This is a genomic window from Paenibacillus sp. UNC499MF, from assembly GCF_900107975.1.
In the GTDB taxonomy this organism is placed as follows: Bacteria; Bacillota; Bacilli; order Paenibacillales; family NBRC-103111; genus Paenibacillus_F.
Genome location: NZ_FNVF01000004.1, coordinates 171,523 through 195,790 on the forward strand (window position 1 = coordinate 171,523; position 24,268 = coordinate 195,790).

17 protein-coding genes are annotated in these 24,268 nt (G+C 55.1%); 13 read left to right on the plus strand and 4 right to left on the minus strand.

Annotated features, from left to right (window positions below; translation table 11 throughout):
• The first annotated feature begins 130 nt into the window (after positions 1–130).
• The 5 genes from C4S74_RS26975 (at position 131) to C4S74_RS11590 (ending at position 4,139) form a co-directional block, all read left to right on the plus strand.
• Positions 131–259: a hypothetical protein gene (locus C4S74_RS26975; protein ID WP_258042461.1), complete on the plus strand. Its 129-nt coding sequence runs from the start codon at positions 131–133 to the stop codon at positions 257–259.
• 151 nt (positions 260–410) lie between these two features.
• Positions 411–1,838: a sodium:alanine symporter family protein gene (locus C4S74_RS11575; protein ID WP_103995483.1), complete on the plus strand. Its 1,428-nt coding sequence runs from the start codon at positions 411–413 to the stop codon at positions 1,836–1,838.
• A gap of 199 nt (positions 1,839–2,037) precedes the next feature.
• On the plus strand, positions 2,038–2,796 hold the full coding sequence (locus C4S74_RS11580) for an SDR family NAD(P)-dependent oxidoreductase (RefSeq protein WP_258042462.1): 759 nt from the start codon (positions 2,038–2,040) through the stop codon (positions 2,794–2,796).
• A gap of 71 nt (positions 2,797–2,867) precedes the next feature.
• Positions 2,868–3,299: a MarR family winged helix-turn-helix transcriptional regulator gene (locus C4S74_RS11585; protein WP_103995485.1), complete on the plus strand. Its 432-nt coding sequence runs from the start codon at positions 2,868–2,870 to the stop codon at positions 3,297–3,299.
• A 24-nt stretch (positions 3,300–3,323) separates the two neighbouring features.
• Positions 3,324–4,139, plus strand: a complete 816-nt coding sequence (locus C4S74_RS11590; RefSeq protein ID WP_103995486.1) for an SDR family NAD(P)-dependent oxidoreductase — start codon at positions 3,324–3,326, stop codon at positions 4,137–4,139.
• Positions 4,140–4,339: 200 nt separating this feature from the next.
• On the opposite strand, the gene C4S74_RS11595 is transcribed toward C4S74_RS11590, so the two are convergent.
• The 3 genes from C4S74_RS11595 to C4S74_RS11605 form a co-directional block, all read right to left on the minus strand.
• Entirely contained in the window at positions 4,340–5,455 is a 1,116-nt protein-coding gene (locus C4S74_RS11595) for an alkene reductase (protein WP_103995487.1), read from the minus strand.
• A gap of 66 nt (positions 5,456–5,521) precedes the next feature.
• Positions 5,522–5,791: a helix-turn-helix transcriptional regulator gene (locus C4S74_RS11600; protein WP_103995488.1), complete on the minus strand. Its 270-nt coding sequence runs from the start codon at positions 5,789–5,791 to the stop codon at positions 5,522–5,524.
• A 233-nt stretch (positions 5,792–6,024) separates the two neighbouring features.
• Entirely contained in the window at positions 6,025–7,512 is a 1,488-nt protein-coding gene (locus C4S74_RS11605; RefSeq protein ID WP_103995489.1) for a peptide MFS transporter, read from the minus strand.
• Between the two features lie 313 nt (positions 7,513–7,825).
• On the opposite strand from C4S74_RS11605, the gene C4S74_RS11610 reads away from it, so the two are divergent.
• From C4S74_RS11610 to C4S74_RS11645, 8 genes are all read left to right on the plus strand, one after another.
• Positions 7,826–11,428: a polysaccharide lyase family 8 super-sandwich domain-containing protein gene (locus C4S74_RS11610; RefSeq protein WP_103995490.1), complete on the plus strand. Its 3,603-nt coding sequence runs from the start codon at positions 7,826–7,828 to the stop codon at positions 11,426–11,428.
• Between the two features lie 448 nt (positions 11,429–11,876).
• Positions 11,877–13,787: a family 20 glycosylhydrolase gene (locus tag C4S74_RS11615; protein WP_103995491.1), complete on the plus strand. Its 1,911-nt coding sequence runs from the start codon at positions 11,877–11,879 to the stop codon at positions 13,785–13,787.
• A gap of 433 nt (positions 13,788–14,220) precedes the next feature.
• Positions 14,221–15,351: a hypothetical protein gene (locus tag C4S74_RS11620; protein ID WP_103995492.1), complete on the plus strand. Its 1,131-nt coding sequence runs from the start codon at positions 14,221–14,223 to the stop codon at positions 15,349–15,351.
• 20 nt (positions 15,352–15,371) lie between these two features.
• Positions 15,372–16,931 carry a hypothetical protein gene (locus C4S74_RS11625; protein WP_103995493.1) on the plus strand — a complete coding sequence of 520 codons (1,560 nt, stop codon included), beginning with the start codon at positions 15,372–15,374 and terminating at the stop codon, positions 16,929–16,931.
• Complete coding sequence (locus C4S74_RS11630) at positions 16,909–18,459, plus strand: hypothetical protein (protein WP_103995494.1); 1,551 nt, start codon at positions 16,909–16,911, stop codon at positions 18,457–18,459. The genes C4S74_RS11625 and C4S74_RS11630 overlap by 23 nt, the downstream gene beginning before the upstream one ends.
• Positions 18,460–18,469: 10 nt before the next feature.
• Positions 18,470–19,723 carry a glycosyltransferase family 2 protein gene (locus C4S74_RS11635; RefSeq protein WP_103995495.1) on the plus strand — a complete coding sequence of 418 codons (1,254 nt, stop codon included), beginning with the start codon at positions 18,470–18,472 and terminating at the stop codon, positions 19,721–19,723.
• Between the two features lie 46 nt (positions 19,724–19,769).
• The gene (locus tag C4S74_RS11640) at positions 19,770–21,860 is read left to right on the plus strand and encodes a cellulose biosynthesis cyclic di-GMP-binding regulatory protein BcsB (protein WP_103995496.1); all 2,091 of its coding nucleotides are present in this window, start codon (positions 19,770–19,772) and stop codon (positions 21,858–21,860) included.
• Entirely contained in the window at positions 21,850–22,704 is an 855-nt protein-coding gene (locus tag C4S74_RS11645; RefSeq protein WP_103995497.1) for a diguanylate cyclase domain-containing protein, read from the plus strand. Before C4S74_RS11640 ends, C4S74_RS11645 begins: the two co-directional genes overlap by 11 nt.
• Positions 22,705–22,982: 278 nt before the next feature.
• On the opposite strand, the gene C4S74_RS11650 is transcribed toward C4S74_RS11645, so the two are convergent.
• Entirely contained in the window at positions 22,983–24,191 is a 1,209-nt protein-coding gene (locus C4S74_RS11650; RefSeq protein WP_103995498.1) for an MFS transporter, read from the minus strand.
• Between the last annotated feature and the right edge of the window lie 77 nt (positions 24,192–24,268).

Consider the following 24,268-nt stretch of genomic DNA (forward strand, 5'->3'; position numbering starts at 1 on the left):
AATCTCAAATACAGCTTCGCCCTTATCGTTGAACCAAGCGGCTCTGCCATCCGGCAGGGCTGCTTTTTTTTGCGGAGAAGGGAATAATACGGTCACCGCCTACATTTCGGATACCGGAGGTTTTCATAAGATGAGAAAAATGGTGTTGACCTGGCTGTTGTTTACGCTTTTTCTGGCCGCCGAATCTGCGGAACCGGCTAAGAATGCCGGCTTGCCTCGGAAGGTCTCCGATAAACCGGATATCCGCTGGGGCAAATAACCTTTTGTACCCACTCTCCTGTCAAGGCAGCCGCTAATTTCCAAAATCTGAAACAGGCGTTAAGATCCTACCTCAACGGGCGAAAACTTGATATACTTAAAAGGTTTTTTATCATACTGTGCAAAAAAATAACCGACAAGCGAGGTACTCCATGATTGATTTTTTACAAAGTATGATTAATCTGCTGAACGACCTTCTATGGTCTAAACTGTTGATTGTCCTGTTGATCGGCATCGGTCTTTATTTTACGTACCGGTCGAAATTCATGCAGTTCCGCATGATCCGGGAAATGCTGCGGGTCCTGTTCGAGTCCAAGAGCGGCGCCGGCGACAATATTTCGCCTTTCCAGGCGTTCTGTATCAGTATGGCGGCCCGCGTGGGAACCGGGAATATTACCGGGGTGGCTATCGCCGTCGCTTTGGGGGGACCCGGCGCCGTATTCTGGATGTGGATTATCGCGCTTATCGGTTCGGCTTCCAGTTTCGTTGAAAGCACGCTGGCGCAGGTTTATAAAATCAAGGATAAGAACGGCTTCCGCGGAGGACCGGCTTATTATATGCAAACGGGTTTGAAGAAACGCTGGATGGGAGCGCTGTTCGCCGTCCTGATTACGATTTCTTTCGGTCTGGTGTTTAATGCGGTACAGTCCAATACGATTACGGTCGCGTTCGAAAATTCTTTCGGTACGGATCGTCTGACGGTCGGCATCATCATGACGCTGGTTTTCGGAGCGATTATTTTCGGCGGGGTCAAACGGATTGCGAAAATGTCCGAGTACATTGTGATTGTGCTGGCGGTATTGTATATCGGGATCGCCGTGTTCATCGTCCTGATGAACATAACGAAAATGCCCGAGGTCCTGGCTCTGATCGTCAAAAACGCCTTCGGAATCGAGCAGATTGCGGGCGGTTCACTGGGAGCGGCGCTGCTCCAGGGAGTGAAGCGCGGCCTGTTCTCCAACGAAGCGGGGATGGGCAGCGCGCCGAACGCCGCGGCGACGGCTACGACGTCCCACCCGGCGAAGCAGGGGCTGATCCAGGCTTTCGGCGTGTTGACCGATACGCTGGTCATTTGTACGAGCACGGCCTTTATCGTGCTGCTCTCCGGCGCGTACACCGATCCGAGCCTCAACGGCATCGAGCTTACGCAGGCTGCCTTGAGCGTCCATATCGGGTCATGGGCATCCGGCTTCCTCGCGATTATGGTGTTTCTTTTCGCGTTCAGTACGCTGCTGGGCAACTACTATTACGGAGAAACGAACATCGAATTTCTCCATTCCAATAAAGCCTGGGTCCGGCTTTACCGGATTGCGGTTCTGGCCATGGTTATTTTCGGCTCCGTCGCCAAGGTCCAGGTCGTGTGGGATCTGGCCGACTTGTTTATGGGCTTGATGGTAGTGGTTAACCTGATCGCGATCACCTGGTTATCCAAAATCGCCTTTGCGGTTTTGAACGACTATATGAAACAGAAAAAAGCGGGCAAGGACCCTGTTTTCACGAGAAACAGTGTGCCTGGGCTGCAAGACCTTGAGTGCTGGGAGGACCCGGCTGCGGAAGGAACGGATAAAACCCGTACGTAAGCCTGTCCGTAAATATTCCAACCCTGTTAAACCGAATGATTTTGGTCATCCCAGTAAGGCGTCCGGCAGCCGGGCGTCTTTTTGGCGTTATGAAGGCTTGCCGCCCCCGGTCGTTTCGTTCGACTGGTCCTTTAACGAGGTACTATTTACTAATAAACTATTAGATGTTAAAATATATGCAAGGGAGATGAATATTATCATGTCTGAAAAATTACAAGGCAAAGTCGCCATAATAACAGGCGGAGCTTCCGGTATCGGCAAAGGGATGGCTATGGCCTTCGTCAAAGAAGGGGCGACCGTCGCCATTATCGATTTGAACGAGGAAGTGGGCAAGCAGTCGGTTGAGGAACTGCAGCAGTATCAGCCAGACTCCATGTTTATTCAGGCCAATCTGGCTGAGCATGACAAGCTGGAAGGCCTCGTGAAGCAGGTTGCCGAGAAATACGGCAGACTGGATATTCTGGTCAATAATGCCCATGCGTCCAAAAACATGCCGTTCGAGCAGATTACGCAAGAAGTGCTCGATTTGTCCTTCGACACAGGCTTTTATCCGACCTTCTACCTGATGCAGGCGGCCCTGCCTTATTTAAAAGAATCCCAAGGTAAAATCATTAACTTCGCTTCCGGAGCAGGCATCAACGGGGACGTGAACCAAGCCTCTTACGCGGCTGCGAAAGAAGCGATCCGGGCGATTTCCCGTGTGGCCGCCAATGAATTCGGACCGTTCGGCATCAATGTCAATATCATTTCGCCGATCGCGAACTCTCCGGGCATCCGGAAATGGGCGAAGGAGCAGCCGGAATATTATGAGGCGATGCTGTCCAAAATTCCGCTCCGAAGACTCGGGGAGCTTGAAAGCGACATCGGCCGTGTGGCCGTATTCCTGGCGAGCGAGGATTCCGACTACATTACGGGACAGACCATTATGGTTGACGGTGGGGCGACGAAGCTGAGATAATCGGCGAAAGCTGCCTACCTGATCCGATCAAGCAGCCCTACTTGTATGACTTTTCTGTCAAGGAGGCTACTTTGGAAAAAACCGATGTTTTCAAACTGATCCATGCCGTAGAACTGTTCACGAACGAAGCGATCATCCGCTGGACGAAATCTTTTCAGCCTAATATAGGGATTTCTCCGATTATCGCTCTGGCCGAGCTCAACCAGCATGGTCCTCAGAAGCAGAGTGTGCTGGCTGCCAAGCTTGGCTACACGCCGGGGGCTATGACGAATATAGCGGGCAGGCTGACGAAGCTGGGGCTTGCGGAGCGCAGATATAACGAGAACGACCGCCGGAACGTGTTCCTGGCGATTACGGACAAGGGAATTACCGTCCTCCGCGAAGCCCAGAAGAAAGGCCAGGAACTGCGCATTGAGATGTTCCAGGTGCTGAACGAGGAAGAGATCCAACAATTTCTGTCCATTTACGAGAAGCTGCTTAAAAACTTCAAAGATAAGAGCTAAGCAAGTATACAGGGGGTTATTATGATGGGAAGAGTACAAGGTAAAGTAGCTTTAGTAACAGGCGGGGCGTCCGGCATCGGGTTGTCCGCGGCGGCACTGCTGGCCAAAGAAGGGGCCAAAGTCGTAATCGGCGATTTCAACATCGAAGGCGCGAAAGAAGTTGCCGAAACGATTAAGAGAGCAGGCGGGGAAGCGACAGCCACATTCCTGGATGCTTCCAATGAACAATCGATCCGCGAAGCCGTTGATTTTACCGTGGAACAATACGGCACCCTGAACGTTCTCTTTAACAACGTGGGTCTGACCAATTTGAAGAAAGATGTCGACGTCGTGAACATGGATCTCGAAGAGTGGGACCGCCTCATGAACGTCAATCTGAAAAGCGTGCTGCTCGGCAGCCGTTTCGCGATTCCGCATATGATCAAAGCCGGAGGCGGCTCGATCATCAATACGGCATCGATGGCCGCTTTCGCCTCGGATGCGACACGCTCCGCGTACGGTGCCTCCAAGGCAGCCGTCGTGAACCTGACCCGGTATATCGCGACTCAGTACGGCAAGGACAACATCCGCTGCAACGGTGTCGCACCGGGTCTGATTCTGACCCCGGCGGCGAAGAACAACATGCCGCAGCCGGTGCTGGACATTTTCGCCAAGTACAACGCTCTGCCTTATCACGGCGAAGCGGACGATATCGGCTACACCGTGCTGTTCCTGGCATCGGACGAATCGAAGTTTATTACCGGCCAGACGATTCAAGTCGAGGGCGGACACTACCTGGCTAATCCGACCGTTCCGGATTTTAAAGCGTTCATGGCCCAGGCTCAAGGCATACAGGGCTAAGCGTCTGCGGGAGGCATCGTGCCGGGGCCATGCGGCCGGTGCTGACATGACGGGCTTGGCCCGATCCCGCGCGGCTTTTAGCCGCTCAGGCGAGGACTAAAACAAACAAACAAGCTGACACTGCTGGATTATAGCGGTGTCAGCTTGTTTGTTGTGGGGAGCCGAGCATGCGGCCGGAAAGCGGCTCTCAGCTCCAGAGGTTAAGCCAGAACGCCGAGATGCTGCTTCGCGTCGTATTCCTCCAGCGGTTCGCCGTTCTTCAAGCGGTGAATAAAGTCCGGGTTCGGAATAAGCGGACGGCCGAAAGCGGCCAGATCAATCGTTCCCTCGGCTAAAGCCCGCTCCGCGGTTTGGGGGTCCAGCGTTCCGACGCCGACGATAACACCGTCCCAGTATTTGCGCACGAGCTCATGCATCGTCTTCCCGTCGGCAAGCACCCGGGTAAACTGCATGGTGGAAGGGTGGATCATGGTCGCGCCCGCTTCCCGGAACGCCTCCGTGAACGTACGGATGGCACTGTCCGGATCCGGCCACATATAAGCCGGGTCATCGACTTTGTGGGCGGAAAAGCGGATCAGCGTTCTCTCCGCCCCGATCGCATCGATAACCGCCTTCAGCACTTCTTTCGTCAGCGTCAACCGCTGCGCAAGGCCGCCGCCGTACCGGTCTGTCCGGCGGTTGCTTGCCTCCGAATTGAACTGGTCGATGAGATAGCCGTGCGCACCGTGAATTTCGACGCCGTCGAAGCCGGCTTCGATCGCGTTGCGGGCCGCCTGGGCAAATTGGCCGACCAGCTCGTGAATGTCCGTGAGGGTCATCTCTTCGGGAGTGTCATAAGGCTTGCGCAGCCGGGCCACATTCCCTTCCGCCCGGATGGCCGACGGGGCTTGAGGCGGCAAACCGCCGGCAATCTCATGGTGAGACAAGCGGCCCACGTGCCAGATCTGCGCGATAATTGTGCCGCCCTCCGCATGTACGCCTTCGGTTACTTTCTTCCACCCTTCGATCTGTTCCCGCGTGTAGAGGCCGGGAACCCCGGGATTCCCTTTACCGCGGGGACTGACCACAATGCCTTCGGAAATGATCAGGCCGATTCCGTCCGCAGCCCGCTTCCGGTAATATTCGGTTACGTCATCACCGACGACGCCTGCCTTGTCATCCGCGAAACAGCGGGTCATCGGGGCCATGGCCGTACGGGTTTGAAGGCTCCAGACTCCGATTTTCACCGGTTCGAACAGCTTGCTTTCCGGCCCGTCCTGCAATTTCCCCCAAGTGCTTATGCCGGTTGCTTCAAAAACTCCTTTGTCCTCAGCCATCGTAACTCTCCTCCGTTTTTTATTAATTTTATATTTCTGCAAATACCGAAATAACAAATGTGCGGGTTACTCTCTAAGCAGATAAGGCGCGTATTGTTCCAGAACATGCCGTTGTATGCGGTAGTAACGGAACGTTCCCTCCTTACGGACGGCAATCACTCCGCATTCGAGAAGCGGCTTCAAGTGATGCGTCAAAGTGGAAGCGGCCGTGTTATTCAGCAATCCGGCCATCTCCAGGCAGGCCAGTTCCCGCCGTTTGACCAGCATCCGGACGATCTGCAGACGCGTGCTTTCGCCGAGAGCTTTGTAGACTTTAACCGCGCAATCATCGGTCACTGCAAAAACCCGCTTTCAAGAAGTCCTAGTATTTTAGTATTTCTAGAAATAGCGTAGTTCAACAGGGATTTATTGTCAATGGTTCTAAAGTTATGTTAGTGAGCAGGAGGATGCTTTGAAAAGAGGACACGCGGACCGGAGAATGAGAGCAGAAAACGGGTGGACTCCGCGCCTTCCTAAATTCCGGAAGCATAAAAAACCTCCAGTTTGCACCGGAGGTTCGCCGTAAAAACTCATTTTACACCCTTCATGTAGCCCTGAATTTTCGGAGACAGCACGTAGAGCAGCAGGCTGAGCACGATGGCGGCTCCGCCGATGACGCCGAAATAAAGCATCTCCGTTTCGGGCGTGTAGAACTTGACGATCTGCGCGTTGATCGCCTGCGCCGCCGCGTTGGACAGGAACCACAGGCTCATCGTCTGGGCCGTAAAGGCCGCGGGCGCAAGCTTCGTCGTGGCGGACAAGCCGACCGGCGACAAGCATAGTTCGCCGACTACGACGATGAAGTAGCTGAGCACCAGCCACAGCGGGTTCACCAGGGCGTCTCCGCCGAAGTAGGCCGGCAGCAGGATGACGAGGAAGGACAAGCCGGCGAACAGCAGGCCGAGCGAGAACTTCTTCGGAATCGTCGGCTGGCGGTCGCCGAGCCGCATCCACAGCCACGCGAAGACGGGCGCGAAAACGATAATGAACAGCGGATTGAGCGACTGGAACCAGGCCGGCGAAATGTTCAGGCCCATGAAGTCCAGCTGGGTCCGTTTATCCGCGTAGTTGGCCAAAATCGTGGAGCCCTGCTCCTGAATGGCCCAGAACATGATCGACGCGATAAACAGCGGGATATAAGCCACGAGCCGCGAACGTTCTACCGCCGTGGTTTTGGGGCTTCTATACATGACGATGAAGTAAATCGTCGGAATCAGAAGACCGAGTACCCCGATGAGCTTGATAAACGTGGAGAAGGTCAGCAGGCCCGCCGGGATGGCGATGGCAACCAGGACGGCCACTACGACGATTCCTATTCCCATAATCGTGAAAACTTTCTTCTTCTCGGCGGGCGACATCGGGTTGGCCACGATGGTTCCGGCAAGCCCGAGGTTCTTTTTCTTGGTCAGAACGAACAGGACCAGTCCGAGGAACATTCCGATAGCCGCCAGACCGAAGCCGAGGTGGAAGTTCTTCATCCCCACCGTTCCCACGATAAGCGGAGAGAGAAAGCCGCCCAGATTAATTCCCATATAGAAAATGCTGAAGCCGGAATCGCGGCGGGTATCCTGTTCGCTGTAGATTTCACCTACGATACTGGATACGTTGGGCTTAAGCAGCCCGGTTCCGAGCACGATCAGCACCATCGAGACGAAGAAAAGAGCGACGTTGCCCGGCACGGCCAGCACCAGATGCCCGAACATGATCAGAATTCCGCCGTAGAACACGGCTCTTGAAGTACCGAGCAGCCGGTCGGCAAGCCATCCTCCGATGATCCCCGACATATATACGAGGGAACCGTAAATCGACACAATGGCCAGCGCGGTTCCTTCCGGGAAGCCGAGACCGCCGCGGGTCACTTCGTAGTACATGTAGAAAACAAGGATAGCTTTCATTCCGTAATAGGAAAACCGCTCCCAAAACTCTGTAAAAAATAAGGTGAACAACCCCTTGGGATGTCCGAAAAACCCCTTTTGGGGTACACTTTCTACGATTTTCTGCTTGTCGATAGCCGGCATATACCATTCTCCCCTGTTTAAACGATTCTCTTTATGGGCGGAGCCAAGTAAGTTTTTCCCATAAGATATAATACCCAGGTGTCATAAGTTACAATCTCGCAGGGCAAAGAATGCTTATAATGACGTGAGGGGTGCAAGAAGCCACATTATCAGATTACTAGAAAAATGCTATTAATGTCAAAAATGTAAATTATGGAAGTCAAAATTAGACGGATTAAAGTAAAAATATTGCACGTGGAAGGCGTTATATTGCCGTATGATGGGAAAGATAACGCTTTCATAATGTTTTCGATAAAATAGAGGAGGTATGCTCATGTACCGTCTGACAAAAACTTCGTATCTCGCCGTGATCCTCTGTTTTTCCCTTGTCTTTACCTTGCTCGGTGCGGGAACGCGGCCGGTCCGGGCGGAGGATTCTTACGACGGCATGCGTTTAAAGCTGCTTCATTTGATTTTGGGAGACGACCAATACTCCCTTCCTGTTTCCGACCCCTTGCTGCAGGACAAGCTTGCCAAAATGGACAGCGCCGTTTCTTCCTGTGCGGCGGCCTCGGCCCCCTGCTCAAGCGGCAAAGGAATATGGGATATCCTGAACCGCGGAGCGGACCGGACCTATTTGTGGATCGACCTCCCTTTTACCAGCACGGACAGCTATACAAAATCGGGGGATATCACCAATTCGTATAACCGCCTGCTATCGATGATCACGGCGTACTACACGCCGGGCTCCTCCTTTTACGGAAATGCAGCTCTGAAAAACGACGTGCTGGGCGCTCTCGACTGGCTTTATACGCAAAAGTACAACACAAGCGTGGCTCCTTACGGCAACTGGTATCACTGGCAGATCGGCGTGCCTCAGGCGCTGACCAAGATCGGCATTCTGATGCGGGATGATTTAAGCGCCGTCCAGCTAACGAATTATATGAATGCGGTGAACCGGTTTATTCCGGATTCGGCGGCAAGAACAGTGAGCGGAAGCCCGGTTATGACCGGAGCCAATCTGCTCGACCAGGCCGTTTCGGTCGCTTACCGGGGCATTCTGGTGAAAGATGCCGCCAAAATAACGAATGCGAGAGACGCGCTCGGAAGCGTTTTTGCCTACGTGAATCCGGCTTCGGCTCCGAATACGCCTGCACGCGACGGTTTCTATCAGGACGGTTCCTTTATCCAGCATGCGGCGATGCCCTATATCGGAGGCTACGGAACTACTTTGCTGAACGATATCGGAATCCTGCTTTACACGCTGCAGGGTACCCAGTGGGACGTGACCGATGCGGGCAAATGGAACGCCTACAAGTGGGTGTTCGATTCCGTGGAGCCGTTTATTTACGACGGCAATGTAATGGATATGGTAAGGGGCAGAAATATTGCCTATGGGCCGGCGCTGGGAAATACGGACAGCGGACCGGTTCTGACCGGCAAAGGGCTCATCGCCTCCATCGGTTACCTACTGCTTACGGCTCCGTCCACGAATGAACAGATGGGGGAGAAATACCCGGACAACCCGAAGCAGGCTATTCAGGGCATGCTGAAATACTGGTTAAGCAAGGACACCTCCAATCAGATTCTGGATTCCTCTTCAATGTACCAGTATTTTCAGCTCAAGCAGATCGTAAATTCGGCGGTTCCGTCCCGAGGGGAGAAGACGGGAACCTCGATCTACGCGAATCAGGACCGTGCCGTGCATCTGCGTCCGGGCTTCGGTTTCGGGCTCAGTCTGTCGTCCAACCGGGTCGATAAGTACGAATCGGGCAATAAGAACAACGTACAGGGCTGGTATACCGGGGACGGGATGACTTACCTGTACAACGCGGACAGCGGCCAGTACGACAACTTCTGGCCGACGGTAAACCGGTACCGGCTCCCGGGCACGACCGTCGATACGCAGACCCGTACGAACAGCAGCAACTGGACAAGCTATTTGAGCCCGAACCGGTGGGCGGGCGGCGCGGAGCTGCTGGGAACTTACGGCGCCGCCGGCATGGACCTGAAGTCGCCCGGTGATATCGGCAGCGGAGGAGCCATTCTGACTCCGTCCAATCTGACGGCGAAGAAATCGTGGTTCATGTTCGATGACGAGATCGTATCGCTCGGGGCGGGCATCACGAATTCCGGTCAGACCGGCAGCGGATGGGACGGTTCTCCCCGCAAGGTGGAGACCGTCGTGGAGAACCGCAAGATCGCCGGAGGCAACGAGTTCGCCGTGAACGGAACGGCTCAGCCTGCGGCTTCCGGCTGGTCGGTGGCTCTGCCCGGAACGAACTGGGCGTATCTGCAGGGCAATACGGGCGGGGAATCGTCCAGTGTAGGGTATTATTTCCCGGGTTCGGCCGCTTTGAAGGCGTCCCGTGAAACAAGAACAGGCTCCTGGAACGAGATCAACGAGGCGACGCCCGGCGTATATAACGTAATGGGAACGGAAGATTCCTATGTTCGTTCCAATGAAGGGAACCATGGCGCGGAGCCGACGCTGGTTGTCAAAAACGACGCCAACGGCTACGCCAGAGAAACCTATCTGAAATTCGATTTAACGAATTTCGTGCCCGGTCAGGTCAAGTTCGACAGCGCTAAAGTCACGCTCGTTCCGACTGCCATCGGACCTACGGCTAAAGCGGTCCAGCATACGGCGGAATGGGTTCCCGACAACTCCTGGACGGAAACCGGCCTGCTCTGGACGAACAAACCGGTCTCGAATCCGCTTAGCCCGGTCCAGCAGTGGTCGGGCATGCAGGCGGGAACCCCCGTCACGATCGACGTGTCCCAGGCGCTGCAAAACGCTCTACAGAATAACCGGAAAGTGTTCTCCCTGCGCATCTATGCTTCGTCGCCTGCAGACCCGGACGGAACGGTTGCTTACGCAAGCCGCGAGAATCCGAATTCAAGCTATCGTCCCAAGCTGGTGCTGAGCGGCTATAAGGAAATAAAAACCGCCGATTATCTGACTCTCTGGATGGATCACGGCGTGAATCCTTCGAACGCTTCCTACAGCTATGTCACGCTGCCGAACCGCAGCCGGGCGCAGGTGCAGGGCTATGCCGCCAATCCGGACATCGCGATTCTGGAAAACACGACGGCGGTTCAAGCCGTCAAAGAGAAAACCTTGAACCTGACCGCCGCAAATTTCTGGCAGGACGGTATCAAGACGGTCAAAGCGGACGGGACGGATGTTCTGACCGTGGATAAAAAGGCCTCCGTTCTGGTTAAAGAAAGCGCGGACGGATTGGATGTTTCCGTCTCCGATCCGACCCAGCAGAACAGCGGCACGATCCAGGTCGAAATCAACCGCAGCTACAGCGGCGCCGTTTTCCTGGAACCGGGGATTCAGGTTATCCAGTCGAGCCCGACGCTGAAGCTCTCGGTGGACGTAAACGGTTCTTACGGCAGGTCGTTCCACGCGAAGTTCACGAACGCGTCCGCCACCCTGTTTCCGTCCAAGGGAGACGCGACCGTTCGGGACGGCAGCTATGCGGGAACGAACTACGGAACCGCCGGCTTCATGGAAGTGAAGAATGAGGCGGTGAGCTACAACCGCAGCGCGCTCGTGCAGTTCGACCTATCGTCCTATACGGGCGCAGCCGGCCGGGCAGCGATTGTTCTGACGCCGATTGACTCCCCGGCCAAGGCTGTCACCCATCAGGCCAGGCTCGTTTCCGCACAGTGGGATGAGAAATCGCTGACCTGGAGCACCAAACCTGTGCCGGGTCTGCCCCTGGCCGAGTGGAAGGTGCCTGCCGCCGGGAGCCCTGTCATGATCGACGTTTCGGAGGCAGTGCAGCGGTCTTTGGCTTCCGGGGATAAGAGGATTGCCGTTGAGATCCGTTCCCTCACCAACGGCTCTGACACGTACGTCAGTTATGCGAGCAAGGAAAATGCCGCAGCCGCGAGCCGGCCTGTTTTAAAAATTACGGCTCCGTAAAATCAGATTTGTATGGTCCATTCAAGTTCCATCGGCATAAAAAGCTGTCCCGCGGTCTCCGGACCTGACGGGGCAGCTTTCTTTATGGGGAGCGGCTTTCCAGTACTGGGAGGTTTTCGGCGCCGCCTTGAAAACATTTTCTTTTAACCTAATCAATTATTTGAATACGGTTGCGAGAAGGACAATCACGCGGCCTGTAGAACGTAGTATCTGGGTAAAAAAACGGTTACACGCATCCATTCTGCAAGGACACGGCCTTTTGAGGGAATTTTCTGCAAGGAATTGCTCTGTCAGTCCGAAGCCACGCTTTTTTCGGAGTTTTTGAAGCTTTTGACTCGATGAAACGGTGTAAAGAGCTTTCAGTCATCGTCAGATTCGGTCTTTATGCCCATACAAAAAGAGACCGGCCAAGCCGGGAACAGGAAAACAATTGGGGAGGAAACCGCTAATGAAATTGCGTTTCGAAGGAGATTTGACAGGCCTGCAGCCGGGTCTTCAGGTATTGCTGCAGGAGCTTTCCGTCACGGAAGCGGAAGACGGGTTGAAAGTTGCCGTGGGGCCTTCTTCCGGCGATTTGGAAGTGGGTCTGGAGCAGGGAGAGGCTTACATCCGTTACGGTCAAAAGCACCAGTTCTACCGCGCGCTCGGCCTTCTTGTGCAGCACGGCCGCGGCGGAGAGGCGTTCAGCATCCGGGAGAAGCAGCACCTGGACGTAGTCGGGCCGATGTTCGACTTGTCCCGCAACGGTGTGCTGACGGTTGAAAGCTTTAAATTTATGATCCGCAAAATGGCGCTGATGGGCATGAATACGGTCATGCTGTATCTTGAGGATACGTATGAGATCGAAGGACAGCCTTATTTCGGATATATGCGCGGGCGCTACACGCAGGCGGAATTGAAAGAGATCGACGATTACGCCGATCAATTCGGAATCGAAGCGTTCCCGAGCATCCAGACGCTTGCCCACCTGGAGGAATTCCTGAAGTGGGAGCCCGTCAAGGAATACAAAGACACGAAGGGCGCCCTTCTGGTCGGCTACGACAAAACGGACGAGCTCGTCGAGAAGATGATCGATGCGGCCAGCGCTCCGTTCCGCAGCCGTAAAATCCATATCGGCATGGACGAGGCGGAAGAGCTGGGCCGCGGCAAATATTTGGACAAGAACGGGTTTACGAGCCGTTTTGACATTATGATCACGCACTTGGACAAGGTGCTGGACATTACGCGCCGCCGCGGGCTGAAAGCGATGATGTGGAGCGATATGTTCCTCAAGCTGGCTTCCGGCACGGGCAGCGAGCATTACAACAAGGATACGCAAATTCCGGCTGAAATGGCCGCACGTATTCCCAAAGACGTCGATCTGGTGTACTGGGACTACGTTCATACCGAAGAAGAAGACTACGAAAGCCAGATTGCCCAGCACGCTCCGCTCGGCTGCAATCTCGTCTACGCCGGCGGCGTCTGGGTGTTCAATACGTTCGGCGTGAACTACGGCCTGTCGCTGAAAGCGACCGACGCCGCGCTGCGCGTGAATAAGAAGCACGGCATCCGCGAAGCTTATGCTACCATGTGGGGCGACGACGGAATGGAGAGCAACCCGTACATCGCGCTGCTCGGTCTCCAATTCTATGCGGAGCACGCGTATACGGAGGGCTCCCCGGACTGGGCGGTGCTCGCCGAGCGTGTGAAGTTCTGTACCGGCCTTGATGCGGAAGCCTATCTCCAGATGAAATATCTGGACGAAACGCCGGGCTCGGAGCCCGACAACCGCAAGCAGAGCAACCCGTCGAAGTTCCTGCTGTACCAGGATGTGCTGCTCGGCTTGTTCGACAAGCAGATCGAGGGTCTGGAGATGTCCGCCCACTACGCGAAAGTGGAGCAGGACATCCGCAGCAGGCGCGACCCGGCCGCGGCGCTCGATTACATCTTCGACGTGCCGGAGAAACTGGCCGGCGTGCTGAAGCGAAAGAGCGAGATCGGCATCGAGCTCAAGCGCGCGTATGATGCGGGCGACAAGGATACGCTGAAGCGTATCGCTCAAGATGTGCTTCCGGAAATCGCGGAAGCGGTGCGCGCCCTGCGGGCCGCTCACAGAACCCAGTGGCTGAGCATGTTCAAGCCTTTCGGATGGGAAATCATCGACATCCGGTACGGCGGCGTTCTGAGCCGTCTGGACACCGCTTCCGTCCGGCTTATGGATTATGCCGAAGGCCGGATCGTCCGGATCGAGGAGCTGGAGCAGGAGCGCCTGCTGTACAGCACGTCGAACCGGTTCACGAACAAAGGCGTCGGCTGGTGCAGCTTCTACTACCGGATGGCGTCGCCAAACGTCTTTTTCCACGTCCAGAATCCGTTCTAAGCCGGACTCCGGTATCGTCAAGCCGCAAGGAACAGCCGGAAGACCCGTCCCTTTCAGGGAGGGTCTTCTTTTTTATGGGAAACCGGCAGGAAGGAAGGTACAGTCCTACCTCGCTGGTTGGACACCACACCGTCATGTGACGCCGGGCACCTTGCGCCGGAAGTTTCGCGCGTTCGGTTTATGCTTCTTTTTAAAGGAGTCGGCTGCCGCGTTATAGAAAGCGTTTCGGACGAAAGCCGTGCATGACGGGAACCCGTGATGGCGGCTTTTCTTAATGTCGTCTTATGTCAAATTTAATTGAAGGGGCATTGCTTTGATTTGTGACTTTGTGGCAGTATTAAGAAGTAGAATATTTTGGCAAGAAAAGCGGATTTTAAGCGTGAACATAGATAACGGCGATATAGAAGAATATCTACATTAAGGAAGTGAAGGCTTGAAGAAAGGAACTTTGATCATGCTCGGTGTCGTTTTGTGTCTGATTTTGTTCCTGACGTTCAACCGGAAAACGGATGACGCTTCCCCGATGCCGGTCCCTTCCGGAGAACCGGCCGGGCAGAATGGAAAAATCATCAACGTGCAGAATGAACGCGAGGCGTTGTATGCTTTTATAAAGACCCGCATGACGGGTCCATTCGGCGTGTTTACGAACTTCAAAGAAACGGATGAAGCCGGGGAAGCGGCCACGGGCCGTGAAGTGCTGAGCGAATCCGCTTCACTTCAAATGAGGGAAGACGCACGATCCGGCCGGAAAGAACAATTTGCGCAGCATTGGGCGCTGGCCAAGCAGACGTTTGATCTGAAGCAGGGCTTCAGTTACCGGTACAGTCCCAAGCAGCAGAAGAAATATTCGCTCAACGCGGCCGTGGACGACCTGCGGGTCATCCGGGCTCTGGCTGAGGCGGCCAAGGCCTTCGACGAACCGGCTTACGCCAAGGAAGCGGAGAAATACGGCAAGCGGTTTTACGAGACGAACGTGAAGGACGGCAGGCTTTACGATTTTTACGATGAAACGTACGGGATTACGAACAAGTTTGTGACGCTCTGCTATATCGATTTGCGGACGCTCGGCATGCTGCCTGTGCCGGATGCTTCGAGACAAGCGCTCCTGGATAATATGAAAGGTCTTATCTCAAAAGGGTATTTATCGGACGCGTTCCCTTTTTACGAGACACGGTTCGATTACGAGAAGAACGCCTATGTCTCCGAGGAGATCAATATGGTGGAATCTCTGCTGACGGTGCTGCATTTGGCGGAAGCGGGTGAACCGAAGCTGGCTTCCATTCGTTACATCAAAGAGCATGTACAAGCGGGAACCCTTTACGGCCGCTATACGAAAGAAGGCACGCCAGCCAGCCAGGTGCAGTCTACGGCGATTTACGCGATTACGGCGATGATCGGTTCGGAGACCGGCGATGCCTCGCTTTATCGGGACAGCATTCAGAGAATGAACGCCTACCAGGTGAAAGACGAAGGCAGTCCGCTTAACGGAGGCTTCGGCGATACCGCATCCGGCCAGGCGTATTCCTTCGATAATCTGATGGCCCTGCTGGCTTATACTTACTAACACGAAAGAAGGTGATCCGGATGACGACGGAAAAATCCATCAAAGAGCGGATTCTTCAAAGATTTATTCTAGCGGGGCGTTATGTTTCCCCGGCTCTGCTGGCCGCTCTGGGTGTTCTGCTGATCACCGGCTTCGCCTTATTTGTTCCTCCGTATATCGGAGTAGCCGATAACGGGGACTTTTTCCGGAGTATCTACAGCGAGGGCCTTTATTTCAATCTGCCGGATTACGACAGCCAGCGCTTCGGCTATTTCGTCAAGCAGTACGGCATTTACCAGTACTTTAACGAAAACGGCACGACCATAGTGTCGTCCCAGTCGCTTTTCATTAAGGCGGCGCTTCTGTTAAACCAGCTTCTGTTCAGCTCGGTTGTATTCGACATCCGCTTTCAGGCGCTGCTCTTTACGCTGCTGCTGACGGCCGCCGTGTATTTGCTGGTGGAAGCTCTGACCTGGAAAATCGCCAGGAAACACGGCTACCTCATTGCGCTCCTGGCTATTTTCATGTTCGGTGACACGGGGTATACCGCCTACTTCAGTTCCTTCTTCGGGGAAAGCATCGTGTACGTGATGATGCTGTTCGTCTTCGCGTCCTGGCTGCTCTTGTACCGCAAAAGATACAACGATTACGCGCTTCTGGCTCTATTCGTAATAAGCACGCTCATCCTGACGACGTCCAAGCAGCAGAACGCTCCCGTCGGCATTATCGTCGCCTGCATGGCGTTGGTTCTCCTGTGGGTCCGCAAAGAGAAGCTCTTCCGGCTGCTTGCGGCGGGATCGCTGGTGCTGCTGTTCGTGGCCGGGGTGGCGACTTACGCCATGATTTCCAAGGAGTTCGTGAACATCAACCAGTATCACGCCATGACGCGCGGGGTTCTGATGCAGTCTGAGAATCCGGAGGATACGCTGAAGTCGTTCGAGATCGACAAGCAGTACGCGGTTCTGAAAGGGAGCATTTTTTACGAGCCCTACGCTACCGTAGACGTAAATTCGCCTATGCTGGAAAAAGATTTCTACAGCCGCTACGGGTTTGTTTCCATCCTGGCCTACTATGTCACTCATCCGGATAAGCTGCATTCCATCCTGAATGTGGCGGCCAAGGACGCCTTTACGATCAGGCCTACGGCGATGGGGAACTATGAAGCCTCCGCCGGAAAACCGTTCGGGACGCACGCGGGTTTCTTCTCCGGCTACAGTGCGATGAAGAAAGGCTTGTCGCCCAAAACGTACGGATTCATCGTCATCTGGATCGTTGTGATCGTGGGCCTCTACATGCCTTCGTTTATCGCCGCTTTCCGGGCCCGCGACCCTCGGCTTGCCCAGCGTCTACTTCTGATCATGACGATGATTTTTATCGGCCTGGCGGGGATTCTCGTTTCGATCATCGGGGCAGGGGACGCGGATCTCGCGAAGCACGAATTTCTGTTTACGGTCGCGTTCGATCTCGTCACGTTCATGGCGATTGCAGACGGAATAAGCCGGCGCCTGATGCGCAATCACGAGTATGCGGGCGGAGCGGATGAGATCCGCACGGAAGCCGGGAAAGGAGGGAACGCGCTTGCGCAGCATCCAAGCCTGTAAAATCAGCCTGGCGGTCCTGCTCCTGCTTGCCCTGGCGCTGATTCCTCTGCCGCGTGTGTCCGCTGCCGGCTCCCAGCCCGTCAAGGTGCTGCTGCTCTATGACAGCCTGGCCAAAGGGACGCCGCGCGAAGGCAATGTGACGGTGCTCCAGCAGCTGCTGGCCTCTTATCGCGCGGAGGTGACCGTATCGAGTATCGACAAGTACAAGCAGGGAACGATGCAGGCTTACACCAACGTCATTACCGTCGTCAACGACGGGGATATCCGGATAAGCAGCCCGGCGTATCTGGACGACTTGGCCGCTTATCCGGGCGCGTATCTCCATGCGGGCTATCAGCTGCCCCCGGCGATCCGCGACAAGCTCTCTGCCGCAACGGAGAAAGTCAGCCGCGACACTGCCGAGATTGCCGCAGACAAGCGGACGCAGCCGAATGTCCCTGTCCGGGATATCGAGGTGCTGACGCAGACGAGTGGAAGCACATACGGCACGATTACGCTCAGCGGAAGCGGCCGTAAAGCGCCCTTCAGCGCCAAGGCGGGCGGCACGGCGTACGTCCCTTATTTCCAGAAAGGGAATTTGAGCGAGCTCGCCATGGCTTCCGTGTTGAAGAAGTGGCTTCGCATAGAGGAGGACGGCCAAGCCTATGTGGTCCTCAAGGAGATTTATCCCTTCTCCGATCTGGATCTGCTGGAAAAGACGGCGGACCGGCTGTACGGAGCGGGAATTCCTTTTGTGATCAGCATCAGGCCCGTATTCAGCAACACCGACTTCCCGGCTATGCAGCGGTATGCGGAAGCGCTGAAATATGTGCAGACCCGCAACGGAAGCATTCTGGTCAACGCTCCGGTCGTACTGGACGGAGTAAGCCGGGAGGGCGGCGACCTGCAGCGGAAAATGAGCTGGTTTATTTCCGTCCTCGCGAAGTACGGCGTGGCTCCTCTCGGCGTCGGCACGGAGATGTACTGGGCGTATGACAAGGAGTACGCGAAATCGGGTCTCGGCTTTTTCGATTCCGCGGTACTTTTTCCGGATGTTAAGACGCTGTACATCGATCCGTCCGATACGTCGAAGCCTTTCGCGTCCGCCCCGTACAGTATGCCGATGAGCTTTCTGCGTCAGTTTGGTACCCCGGACCGGTCGGTACCCGCCTTTCCGATGGATACCGCCGTCGTCTATGACTTTTTCGCGAGTAAGGAAGAGATGGAAGAGGCTGTCGGAACGCTGGGCTCCTCCGGAATCCCGTTCGCGGATTATAAATCCGGAAGCCATGAGGTGAAGGCGGGCGACATCGTCGTCGCATCCTCACGGGGAGCCGTCACGATCAACGGCAGTCCGGTCAATACGGAATACACGCCCAAAAAAATCAGCGCCGATTATGAATACGAGAAGAAACAGCAGCAGAGCCTGGCAGGGGCATTCAGCGTCCAAAACCGCATTTTTATCATCATTATCCTGGTGTCCCTGGTTGTCTTCGGAGGTTTGATCGTGGTCGGATATCGTCTGTACCGCAAAAAATATTTAAAATAAGGAGCTCTCCATGACTATCTCAGACTACCTGATGGTGATAGCGGTCTTATGCATCTGGTCCCTACTTCTCGTTAACGTTCTGCTCATTATCGCGGGCTACTTCTATTACGTACAAACCGAGAGAGAGCCTATACCGGACATTCCGGCGGGAGAAGAACCTTTCGTCACGATCATGGTCCCGGCTCACAACGAAGGCAAAGTGATCAGCCAGACGGTGGAAGCGCTGCTGGCCTTCGATTACCCGCACGACCGGTATGAAATTATCGTGATCAACGATAATTCCTCGGATAACAGTGCGGAACTGCTGGCAAACATCCAGGCGAGGAATCCCCAGCGCAATCTCATCATCATCAATACCGACTCCGTAACGGGAGGCAAGGGGAAATCCAACGCGCTCAATCTGGGTTTCGCGCAGAGCAAGGGCGAGCTGATCGCCATCTACGACGCCGACAACACACCGGAGAGAAAAGCGCTGCGGTACCTGGTGGCGGAAATCACGAACGACGCTTCGCTCGGGGCCGTCATCGGCAAGTTCCGCACCCGCAACCGGGACGTGAATCTGCTTACGCGCTTCATTAACATCGAGACGCTTTCGTTCCAGTGGATGGCTCAAGCCGGCAGGTGGAAGCTGTTCAAGCTGTGCACCATCCCCGGCACCAATTTCATTATGCGGCGGCATATCGTGGAGAGCATCGGAGGCTGGGACGTGAAGGCGATCGCCGAGGATACCGAGATCAGCTTCCGGATCTACATGATGGGCTACCGGATCAAGTTCCAGCCGAAGGCCGTCACGTGGGAACAGGAGCCGCAGACCGTCAAAGTGTGGTTCAAACAGCGGACCCGCTGGGCCAAGGGCAACATTTACGTGATCGTGAAGAACTGCAAGCTGCTCTTTCACCCCGAAGCGAAGAGGATCCGGTTCGATATCCTCTATCTGCTGTCGATCTACTTCCTGCTGGTGACGGCGCTCGTGACCTCGGATGTTCTGCTTGTGCTCAATGCGCTGGGTTATGTACATACGACCATCGCAAGCTTCAGTACGTTTTTGTGGCTGCTGGCGGTCACCCTCTTTGTAGTAGGCACTTATGTTACGTTAACCACCGAAAAAGGTGAGATGAACCTCTCCAATGTCTGGATCATCATGCTCATGTACGTATCCTATTGCCAGATGTGGATGGCGGTCGCCGCTTACGGCCTTTATCACTATTTCAAGGATCAACTTTTCGGCCGGGAAGTAAAATGGTATAAAACCGAACGCTATTAATGCGCCTAGGAAGATTTCAACGAAAAATCGAGTACAGGAGAATTCCATGATGACTATGAAAAAATGGCTGCTGTTCATCTGCCTCTTATCGATATTCGCGGCCCAGTTCGGACAGGGCGCCGCGGCTGCTCCCGCGAACGGGGAAGCGCGTACGTATCAGACTCCGTTCACCGAGAGCGAAGCATCGTTATCGGGTGCCGTGAGCTCCAGGCAGAAATATTTCGAGCTGATGGACTACTGGAACGTAGAGACCGTCAAAATCAATCTGGACTATCAGGCCACGCAGCTGGCGAAAGAACTGATATCCAGTGTCACTTTATCCGTCAACGGCCACGCGTTTCATTCCTTCCGCCCTGTGGCGGCCGATAACGGGCGCCAGCGTCTTTCGGTATCCGTACCGAAGGAATGGCTGAAGAAGGGAAGCAACATGCTGGAGATTGCCGGGTACATCCGCACGGTCGATAACGAGGTGTGCGCGCCGGACGATGCGCCCGATCACTGGCTCAGCCTGTTCACGACATCGAGTATCGATGTGGCCTACACGAACGCGGAGCTGAAAGCGGCCATCAACGACTTCAGTCACCGCTTCTCGGGGCTGGACACGGTCGGAGCCGGGCAGAGCGTTCTGACGGTGCCGGATAACGGCGATCCCGCCGAGCTGGAGACGGCCGTATATGCGCTCTCCGGCTTCGCCAAGGCCAAGAAAAACGCGGACAAGGATATCCCGCTGCTGCCTTACCGGGCCGATGTGATCAAGGACAAGCAGGCGGTTGTCCTCGTCGGGCTGTATGACCGGCTTCCGGAAGGAATCAAGGGGCTGCTGAGCAAGCAGGATTACAACACGAAGGCCGTCGTCCAGCTGGTGAACAAGGATACGCAGCCGACGCTTGTCGTGACCTCCCAGAATCCGAAGCTGCTCGTTCAGGCCGGCCGTTTCGTCGCCAATCCGTCCCTGATGGAACAGACGGACAGCGACCTGAAGATCGTCGAGGAAAGCACCGATGTGGCGACGCCTCCCGTTGCTTACAGCACGCAGGTAACGTTCACCGAAACCGGTGACGAGTTGAGAGGGCCGGGCCATCAGGAGAAGAGCTATTTCGTGTCTCTGCCGACGAACCGGTCCATCGCGGATGCCGGTCAGATTACTCTCGACTTCCGGTATGCCCAGAATCTGGATTTCAACCGTTCCCTCGTAACGGTCTCCATTAACGGCATCCCGATCGGCAGCAAAAAACTGACGAAGGAAATGGCTAACGGAGACAAGGCCGTTTTCGCTATTCCGTCCAACGCCGCGGTATCCGGCAACTTCTCCGTGACGGCCGCTTTTGACCTGCAGATGGTCAGTGCCGCTTGTACGCAGAACGGCAATCAGACGCCCTGGGCCTTCCTTACGAAGGATTCCATGATCAATTTCAAAACCAAAGACCGGACGGATATGCTGTTCAACAACTATCCGTATCCGTTCCTGCGTGACGGAATATACAACCGCATAGCGGTCGTGCTTCCTGAGGCGAAGGATGACTACACGTACCGTTCCCTCTCGAATGTGTTCAACCTGCTGGGCCAATATGCCGCCGGCAACACCGGGGACGTCCGTTTTTACAAGGATACGGCAGGCTCGGACGAGCTGAAAGATTCCAACATTATCGCCATCGGCACGTTTATCGACAACAAGCTCATTCAGGAAAACAACAAGAATCTGTACTTCAAGTACGATTCCAAGGGCGAAGGCATTCTGTCGAACGAAAAAATAAGCATAGAAACCGAGTACGGCAAACGGCTGGGCACGCTCCAGCTTCTGGCCTCGCCTTTCCAGGCGGGCAACGGTTTTCTGGCCGTGACGGGAGCCCGTGCCGAAAACTATTATCTGGCTTCCAAGCTGATCGCTAACGAGAACGCCAAGTGGAAAGTATACGGCGACGGCGTCATGACCGATAAGGACGGAAGCGTCAGTGCCTACCGGTTCAAGAAAGAAGCGGGCGAGGGAGACCAGTCCCTGGTGAAAGACGTGCTGCAGCGCGGCGACGTTCTCGGTTTCCTTGTCGCTTTCGTGCTGGTTGCCGCTCTTGCGATTCTCTCGCTCATTCTGCTGATCCGCAAACACTTGAAGAAGAGAGGTGGCCGCGATGAAAGTTAATCGTAGTTCGCTTCTGTCCGACATCGCTTTCCTGGTGCTGCTGGTGCTTTGCAACGTCTGCGTCGCTTTTACCGCCGGGGACCCTAACAGGTACGTGGAAAATCTTATTTTCCTCAACCTTGCTTTCTTCTTTGTAGTAGTCACTTACTTCACGACGGTCACGGCAGGGCTCATTCTGAACATCGTGTTCATTTTCGGGTACGGGACTTACATTCTGTACGAGACGGTAACCCGCGGAGAGACCATCGGCGTATCGACTTACTTCTGGCTGATCATGACGCCGGTGCTGACCGTGGTCATCTGGCTCTTTACGACCGCAACGAGGCAGCTCCAGGCCGAGAATGACGATCTGCAGAAGCAGAAGGCCCGGCTGGCGACGCTGGACGAACGTACGGACCTGAAGAACAGCATCGCGTTCAGGAAGGATGCGAGTGTGTTCGCGGGGATTTCGACCCGGTATAACATTCCGCTGACGCTGCTCGTCATCAAGGTGAAGTACTGGAACGAAATCCGCCCGCTCATCGGCGATGAACAGCTTGCGGAAGCCATTATCGACGTCTCCAAAATCAGCCAGGCCAGCATCCGTACCAACGATGCCCTGTACTTGCTGGACAAGGAAGACGCCACATGGGGGCTGCTGCTGTTCACGGACCGTGACGGAGTCAAAGTCGTGATGGAGCGGATCAAGCAGAGCCTGGAGGAGTTCAACACCCGGGATTTTGCCCAGAAATACAAGGTCGACCTCAGCCTGAAAATGGGCGCCGTCCAGTATCAGGCCGATACGATCCATTCACCGATCGACTTTATCGTCCAGGCGAAGAAACAGCTGGAGTACGACGTTTAGGGAATTAATAAAACGGCACGCTGATTCGTTCAGCGTGCCGTTTTTTGTATAGAGGCGGGGCTTCCGGGAGAGATTGACCCTTTTGCCGCCAGAAGCCTGATGTGAACGAGGTGCAAGCGGATTGGAAATATACAAAGTGGCGGATCAGATGGCTTGTCAGATTTCAAATTAGAACAGCATTACCGGGGCTTTGCCTTTTATGACCGCCTTTGCAGGTTTCCGTTCGTTCCTTCGGTTCTATTAACATTCGCATGAATCGTAACCATATGGACGTTCGGTTAATTCAAGACCTTTTCCCGAAGAACCGTTCTGCCTCCGACCTCAAGAAGCAGGCTCCAGCCGGTCAGAACAACGGCCGCCGTGACCATGATGCCGCCCACCCAGGTGGTATGGATCAATCCCATACGTTCGGTGACGACACCGCCCAGGTAAGCGCCGAGGGCGATCCCGGCATTGAACGCCGCGATATTGATCGCGGACGCGACATCCACCGCTGCGGGAACATAGCGCTTGGCGAGCGTCAGTACGAAGACTTGAAGCCCGGCCACGTTCATAAAGGCGAACAGCCCCATCAGAAGAACGGTGATCAATCCGGCCGTCTTGTAGGGGGCCGTAAAAGCAAGCGCGAACAGGACGACCGCCTGCAGAAGAAACATGACCAGCAGAGCGGGCAGGGGCTTGCGGTTCGCGGCTTTACCGCCGATTACGTTGCCTGCGGCAATGGCGATTCCGTAAACGAGAAGGAGCAGGGTGACGGTATTCTCCGCGAAACCGGTGACGGTATGCAGCAGCGGAGACAGGAACGTGAATACGACAAAGGTGCCGCCGTAGCCGAGCGCAGTAATGACGAACATCAGGAGCAGCCTGCCGTTCGTCACGAGCTTCAGTTGATCGCGGAACGTGGTGCGGACTCCCTTCGGCAGTGTGGAAGGGATGAGCATGCTGTTCGCGATGAAGGCGGCGACGCCCACAATGACGATGGCCGCAAAAGCGAGCCGCCATCCCCACTGCTGGCCGATGAAGGTGCCGATCGGCACGCCGGTAATGGTCGCCACGGTCAGTCCCGTGAACATGATGGAGATTGCGCTGGCGCGCCGGTGTTCGGGCACGAGATCGGCTGCGATGGTCGAGCCGACGGACATGAAGACCCCGTGGGCCAGTGAGGAGACGATGCGGGCGGCAAGCAGGACACCTATGGTCGTCGCTCCGGCCGCCAGGCTGTTGCCGACGATGAAGACGACCATAATCCACAAGAGCAGCGTTTTCCGCGACATTGTGGACGTTAGGGACGTCAAGATTGGGGCGCCGAGCGTAATTCCGAGCGCATACACGGAGACAGTAAGTCCCGCTGTCGTCAGGGAAGTCTGCAAGTTCTCCGCAATCAGAGGCAGCAGCCCTACGCTGATAAACTCGGTGGTGCCTATGGCAAATGCGCTAATGGCCAGAGCCAGTAGAGCGAGTGTGCTTTTTTGTGAATCGGCAATCATGGATCTCTCTCCTATCGGTTCAGAATTCCGGGTATAATTGGAAACCTGTTATTTGTCAGCCTGTATGGTGCATACCG